This window comes from Alcanivorax borkumensis SK2 (assembly GCF_000009365.1).
In the GTDB taxonomy this organism is placed as follows: domain Bacteria; phylum Pseudomonadota; class Gammaproteobacteria; order Pseudomonadales; family Alcanivoracaceae; genus Alcanivorax; species Alcanivorax borkumensis.
This window is the reverse complement of the sequence record NC_008260.1, coordinates 2,253,374-2,260,000: the sequence shown is the minus strand read 5'-3', so window position 1 is coordinate 2,260,000 and position 6,627 is coordinate 2,253,374. Positions and strand designations below refer to the sequence as shown.

Here is a 6,627-nt window from a genome sequence, read left to right as displayed (position 1 = left end):
TCGGAGATAGCTGGTTCTCCCCGAAAGCTATTTAGGTAGCGCCTCGGACGAATACCACTGGGGGTAGAGCACTGTTTCGGCTAGGGGGTCATCCCGACTTACCAAACCGATGCAAACTCCGAATACCAGTGAGTACTATCCGGGAGACACACGGCGGGTGCTAACGTCCGTCGTGAAGAGGGAAACAACCCAGACCGCCAGCTAAGGTCCCCAAATTCCAGTTAAGTGGGAAACGATGTGGGAAGGCTCAGACAGCTAGGAGGTTGGCTTAGAAGCAGCCACCCTTTAAAGAAAGCGTAATAGCTCACTAGTCGAGTCGGCCTGCGCGGAAGATGTAACGGGGCTCAAACTGGATACCGAAGCTGCGGCTGCATACTATGTATGCGGGGTAGGGGAGCGTTGTGTAAGTCTGTGAAGGTGTGTTGAGAAGCATGCTGGAGATATCACAAGTGCGAATGCTGACGTGAGTAACGATAATGGGAGTGAAAAACTCCCACGCCGAAAGACCAAGGTTTCCTGCGCAACGCTAATCGGCGCAGGGTGAGTCGGCCCCTAAGGCGAGGCAGAAATGCGTAGCTGATGGGAAACGGGTTAATATTCCCGTACTTCTTATAACTGCGATGGAGAGACGGAGAAGGCTATGCCTACCGGGCGTTGGTTGTCCCGGGGAAAGGCTGTAGGCTGAGGTGTTAGGCAAATCCGGCACCTTAAGGCTGAGAGTCGAGACCACTGGTCCTTTGTGACCGGGAAGTGGTTGATGCCATGCTTCCAGGAAAATCTTCTAAGCTTCAGGTTATAAGGAACCGTACCCCAAACCGACACAGGTGGTTGGGATGAGTATTCTAAGGCGCTTGAGAGAACTCGGGTGAAGGAACTAGGCAAAGTGGTACCGTAACTTCGGGAGAAGGTACGCCGCTGAAGGTGATGAGACTTGCTCTCTGAGCTATCGGCGGTCGCAGTGAAAAGGCCCCTGCAACTGTTTATTAAAAACACAGCACTCTGCAAACGCGTAAGCGGACGTATAGGGTGTGACGCCTGCCCGGTGCCGGAAGGTTAATTGATGGGGTTAGCTTCGGCGAAGCTCTTGATCGAAGCCCCGGTAAACGGCGGCCGTAACTATAACGGTCCTAAGGTAGCGAAATTCCTTGTCGGGTAAGTTCCGACCTGCACGAATGGCGTAATGATGGGGGCGCTGTCTCCACCCGAGACTCAGTGAAATCGAAATCGCAGTGAAGATGCTGTGTACCCGCGGCTAGACGGAAAGACCCCGTGAACCTTTACTATAGCTTCACAGTGGACTTTGAACCTGTTTGTGTAGGATAGCTGGGAGACTTTGAAGCAGTGACGCTAGTTACTGTGGAGTCGTCCTTGAAATACCAGCCTGGCATGTTTGAGGTTCTAACCTAGGTCCCTTATCGGGATCGGGGACATTGTGTGGTGGGTAGTTTGACTGGGGCGGTCTCCTCCCAAAGAGTAACGGAGGAGCACAAAGGTACCCTCAGCACGGTCGGACATCGTGCAACGAGCGTAAAGGTAGAAGGGTGCTTGACTGCGAGACCTACAAGTCGAGCAGGTGCGAAAGCAGGTCTTAGTGATCCGGTGGTTCTGTATGGAAGGGCCATCGCTCAACGGATAAAAGGTACTCCGGGGATAACAGGCTGATACCGCCCAAGAGTTCATATCGACGGCGGTGTTTGGCACCTCGATGTCGGCTCATCTCATCCTGGGGCTGAAGCCGGTCCCAAGGGTATGGCTGTTCGCCATTTAAAGAGGTACGCGAGCTGGGTTTAGAACGTCGTGAGACAGTTCGGTCCCTATCTGCCGTGGGCGTTGGAGATTTGAGAGGAGCTGCTCCTAGTACGAGAGGACCGGAGTGGACGAACCTCTGGTGTTCCGGTTGTCACGCCAGTGGCATTGCCGGGTAGCTACGTTCGGACGGGATAACCGCTGAAAGCATCTAAGCGGGAAGCCTCCCTCAAGATGAGATCTCCCTGGGAACTTGATTCCCCTGAAGGGCCGTTGAAGACCACAACGTTGATAGGCTGGGTGTGGAAGCGTTGTAAGGCGTGAAGCTAACCAGTACTAATTGCCCGTGAGGCTTGACTATATAACACCAAAGCAGTTACTCGGCTTATCGCCAGGTAACGCAAAGATACGGTGTGAGAGATAACTAACCTTGCAGTTGAATAGCAAACTTCTCGTTACCCAATTTGGCTTTGCCGGTGTGCAGTATTTACCTAGGTAAAACACCGGGAAGGCAACCTATTTGGTCCTCCTGATTTAATCAGGAAAACCAAACCAGATTGCCTGACGACCATAGAGTATTGGAACCACCTGATCCCATGCCGAACTCAGAAGTGAAACAGTACATCGCCGATGGTAGTGTGGGGCTTCCCCATGCGAGAGTAGGTCATCGTCAGGCTCTTAAATACAGAAAAACCCTCGTCGCGTCAGTGGCGGGGGTTTTTTTATTGGCGCCTGTCCGGGCAGCCTAAAATCAAATTATAACCATCGATGCAAGCCCCACCCGAATCACTCAATCGTCACCAGTGCTTTAGGCGCTCCCCAACCGTTCTTGTCACGCTCTGTTTGTAGGCTATCCTCAGCGGAGGGCCCGCATACCTATAGATGCCATTCCTAGCGGGCTTTTATATCCTGCTTCATTAGTTTGTTAACAGCACACCTACGTCAAATGACGTAGGTGTGCTGTGCTATTAACTCATGGTTGTCCTTGGAGGTTTCATTAATAGTGATCGTGTTGATGCCCACTCGACCTAAATGATTCGCTAAGGAGCTTTGATTATGGCTGAAACGATTATCAAGATTGACCTGAAACAATCGCCTTACGAAAACGAAAACGTTCATAATCGTTGGCACCCGGATATCCCCATGGCGAAAATGGTGAAGCCTGGTGATGATTTTATCTTGGAATGTCATGACTGGACGGGTGGGCAGATCGAGAATAACGATAGTGCTGACGATGTTCGTGATGTCGACTTGACTCAGGTGCACTTTCTAACCGGACCTGTGGGTGTCGAAGGCGCCGAGCCCGGTGATCTTCTGGTGGTGGATATCCTTGATATCGGCACTTTTGATGAAAGCCAATGGGGCTTTAATGGTTTCTTTTCCAAGCAAAATGGCGGTGGCTTTCTTACCGAACATTTTCCTGAAGCTCAGAAATCCATCTGGGATTTCAATGGTATGTTCACCAAGTCCCGCCATATTCCCAACGTGGAGTTTGCCGGCCTGATTCACCCGGGTCTTATAGGTTGTTTGCCGTCGAAGGAAATGCTTGAAGAGTGGAACACCCGGGAAAAAGCACTTTACGATACCGAGCCTGATCGTGTTCCTGGGTTGGCTAACTTACCTTATGCTGATACGGCGCACATGGGTAAGTTAAGCGGTGACGCGAAAGCCCAAGCTGCTGCTGAAGGCGCCCGTACCGTACCGCCCCGTGAGCATGGTGGTAACTGTGACATTAAAGATTTGTCGAGGGGCTCGCAGGTTTATTTCCCCGTTTATGTGAAGGATGCGGGGCTGTCCGTGGGGGATCTGCATTTTAGCCAGGGTGATGGTGAGATTACGTTCTGTGGAGCCATTGAGATGGCTGGCTGGATCCATTTACGGGTGAACATCATTAAAGGAGGTATGGAAAAATACGGAATTAAGAATCCTATCTTTAAGCCCAGCCCTATGGCGCCCAAGTATGACGATTACTTAATATTTGAAGGTATCTCTGTAGATGAACAAGGCAAGCAGCATTATTTAGACGTGCATGTGGCGTATCGTCAGGCGTGCCTCAATGCGATTGAGTACCTAAAGAAATTCGGTTATACGGGTGCTCAAGCCTATGCTTTGCTCGGTTGTGCTCCTGTCCAGGGACATATTAGTGGCGTAGTGGATGTGCCCAATGCCTGTGCCACTCTTTGGTTGCCAACGGATATTTTCGACTTTGATATTAAGCCGGGTATGGATGGTCCACAGCATAGTGTGGCCGGCAGTGTTGACATCCCATTATCGAAAGATAAGTAATTTATACAGGAGTGATCATGCCCCTTTATGACTATAAATGTGTTGAGCACGGCTTGTTCCATGACCTCGTTCCCATGCAGGCTTCCGGTGATTGCGCCATGTGCCCGACCTGTGGTGCGTTGTCAGCGCGGGTGATTATGGTGCCCCCAGAGGTGCTGGATATGGCCCCGGAAAAACGCCAGGCCATTGCACGTAATGAGAAGGCGATGCATGAGCCTCGACAAGGCAATCAGCATTCAGAAAAAGATCAAGGCTGCTGTCATCACAAGCGCAAGTCCAAGCTATTCTATACCGCTGAAGGCAACAAGATGTTTCCGTCAGCCAGGCCATGGATGATTAGCCATTAAGGTTTGAAGGGTTTTACGGCAGTAAAACTTCTCTTAGCGGGTCGCGTTAGCGGCCCTTTTTTATGGTTGTGATAGAGGGAAAGCTTGAATGGGATTATTTTTACCGTGCTCAGACGGTCTCAGCGAAACAACCGCAAGGAGCTAGTTTGACGATGTTTCTTCTATCTATGTTGGCTATTGCATACGGTCTAACGCGGCTGCACGCTGTTGTTCACTGTGGGTAAATAATCTGCTACGCAAAGCCTGTAACTGCTTCTGTTTGTCCGCAATGTCTATGGCTGCGGAATTGATCTGGTCTCGCTGTCGCGCGTAATTCTGGTACTGACTTTGCCAAAGGGTACGTTGCTCATCTAACGCCTGCAGACGCAGGGCCGCAGCATCACCAAATTGGCGTTGGCGGAAAGCATAGAGATCGGCGGCATTAGCGCCTTGTTGTTTTATGGATTGCTCATGGGCTGTGAGGCGTTGCAAATCGTACTGCCGCTGGTGTTGTTTTGCCAAGGCTTCGGGTAGCGCCTTGCGAAGCTCTTGCAGGGCGTCAGCCTTTTCTTTCTCAGAACGACGCGATGTCAGGATCTGGTTGCGCTGCAAACTGACCCTATCGTAGCGGTCCTCATCTGCGAACAAAGCTGCAGCTATATCGGTCCCAAATGTGTCATTGCGCAGTTTTTGTCGTTGTTCAAGCTTGTTGCGAATATCCCCGCTGTTCTTATTCAAATAATGTGCGGCGTAATCGCTGTTAGCTAATCGGGACCGATAATAATGATATTGATCAAACAGTGTCAGCAAGTCAGCGGCGGCAAGTTGCCCCGCGTTGTGTCGGGCCCAGTGTTCCAGCAGTCTGCGGATTGACGCGTCAGGCATTTCTCCACTCAAAGATAAGAAATAATCCATGACAGCTTTGCTGTGGTTGTCTGGAATCAGGCGGCCCAGGGCATCGATCGTTAGACTTCCAGGGACTTGCGTGCCCGCTAACGAAGTATTTGTCAGCATTTGGGCTAGATTTAGCGTCTGCTTAGCTGCTCTTCCCGCTTCAATTGTGGCAGTGTAAGTGGTGCTGATTTGGGTGTTCGTGTTACTCGCTGTGGGTAGCGGAAGAGGGGAAGCAGTTAGGTGCTGAAAGCCCCAGAATAAGCTGCTAGCTGAGAGCACTATTGCGATAAGTAGAACAAATGTTCGTGTCATGACTCAGACTCAATGCAGAGGGTCCTGTAAAGAGCGACCCTCTGAGGGAATGCTTGTTAAAGTCCTGCATTTTTCAGGCGGTTAGCGTGGTTGCGATATAATGTTTTGGGATCAGTTTCCCAGCCAAGCAAACCAAACAGCTGGCGGATAGCATCCGCATGGTTATGGCGATAGTCATGTCGAATGGGTTTGCCAAGGTACATACCGCACAGGGGCAGCACGCCGTCATGTTCAACCCCAGATGAGAAGGCAAACTGGGTGACGGTGACCAATACACTATCGAAGGGATCGAGTAGGTTGGTGCGCACACCTGTGCCTCCCCAAGACCAGTAACGCACTCCGTTGACCGCATGTTCACCACTAGTGCCGCAGGCGGAGGTGGGCATGGCTTGAGGGTAGCGCTGGTTGAACGCGGCCATGCCTTCGGTGGTTGACGCCACGAGCACCGCTTTGGTGGATTGACTCTTTGCGTTGGGCCCCCCGGATGCTAACTCCCATAGGAACCCAAACCCGTTGGCAACCATGTCTGCGAGCTCTTCCGCTGCACTGCCTTGCGGTATCAACCCGCGAAGGATGTCAGCAACAGGAGTTCCACGATTTTCACCGTGCACTGAGGTGACCGATGCGATGATGTCCGGACGAACGGCGGCAACATATCGCGCCGTGCCCGCCCCTTGAGAATGGCCGACAAGATTCACTTTTGTTGCACCTGTGACGGCTAGATAATTTTCAATCTGGATGATTAATTCTTCACCGCGGTATTCATTGCTTTGTAGTGCGCTTACATTACTCTCGTAGACTTCGGCGCCGTAATCGCGCATATCATCAGCGATACCGTAGAAATAATCGATACCGGCAATATCATCAAAAGCAATGAGGCCGCCCACCAGAACAATGGGGTAGCGAGTGTTTGCATAGCTTGTGTCTTTGTCTTTTCCCAACCAGGACCAGGCTTGCGTCTGGCTGGTGCTGAATAGCAAAGCGGTGACCATGACCAGGCGTCGGAGGATGATCGACATGGCTGCCTCTTATTGTATTAGGTTATAGCCAGTGTAAAGGCTGA

Annotated in this window: 4 protein-coding genes and 2 rRNA genes (1 of these 6 running past the window's edge); 4 read left to right on the top strand and 2 right to left on the bottom strand. The window is 51.3% G+C overall.

Annotated features, from left to right (window positions below; all coding sequences use genetic code 11):
• The 4 genes from ABO_RS10180 to ABO_RS10165 all read left to right on the top strand — a co-directional run.
• A 23S ribosomal RNA gene (locus ABO_RS10180) occupies positions 1-2,107 on the top strand (it extends 784 nt beyond the left edge of the window).
• 199 nt (positions 2,108-2,306) lie between these two features.
• Positions 2,307-2,422: ribosomal RNA gene (rrf, locus tag ABO_RS10175) — 5S ribosomal RNA — on the top strand.
• A gap of 380 nt (positions 2,423-2,802) precedes the next feature.
• Positions 2,803-4,032, top strand: coding sequence for a formamidase (gene fmdA / locus ABO_RS10170; RefSeq protein WP_011589257.1), 1,230 nt, complete (start codon positions 2,803-2,805; stop codon positions 4,030-4,032).
• A gap of 17 nt (positions 4,033-4,049) precedes the next feature.
• The gene (locus tag ABO_RS10165) at positions 4,050-4,379 is read left to right on the top strand and encodes a zinc ribbon domain-containing protein (protein WP_011589256.1); all 330 of its coding nucleotides are present in this window, start codon (positions 4,050-4,052) and stop codon (positions 4,377-4,379) included.
• Positions 4,380-4,553: 174 nt separating this feature from the next.
• Here the strand turns inward: ABO_RS10165 and ABO_RS10160 are convergent, their stop codons facing one another.
• Both ABO_RS10160 and ABO_RS10155 read right to left on the bottom strand, forming a co-directional pair.
• Positions 4,554-5,564: a lipase secretion chaperone gene (locus ABO_RS10160; protein ID WP_011589255.1), complete on the bottom strand. Its 1,011-nt coding sequence runs from the start codon at positions 5,562-5,564 to the stop codon at positions 4,554-4,556.
• Between the two features lie 56 nt (positions 5,565-5,620).
• Positions 5,621-6,583 carry an esterase/lipase family protein gene (locus tag ABO_RS10155; RefSeq protein ID WP_011589254.1) on the bottom strand — a complete coding sequence of 321 codons (963 nt, stop codon included), beginning with the start codon at positions 6,581-6,583 and terminating at the stop codon, positions 5,621-5,623.
• Positions 6,584-6,627: the final 44 nt, after the last annotated feature.

What these genes read in the sequence shown, in the direction of transcription:
- ABO_RS10155 (WP_011589254.1), bottom strand. Translation starts at nt 6,583, where the DNA reads ATGTCGATCATCCTCCGACGCCTGGTCATGGTCACCGCTTTGCTATTC.
- ABO_RS10165 (WP_011589256.1), top strand. Translation starts at nt 4,050, where the DNA reads ATGCCCCTTTATGACTATAAATGTGTTGAGCACGGCTTGTTCCATGAC.
- fmdA (WP_011589257.1), top strand. Translation starts at nt 2,803, where the DNA reads ATGGCTGAAACGATTATCAAGATTGACCTGAAACAATCGCCTTACGAA.
- ABO_RS10160 (WP_011589255.1), bottom strand. Translation starts at nt 5,564, where the DNA reads ATGACACGAACATTTGTTCTACTTATCGCAATAGTGCTCTCAGCTAGC.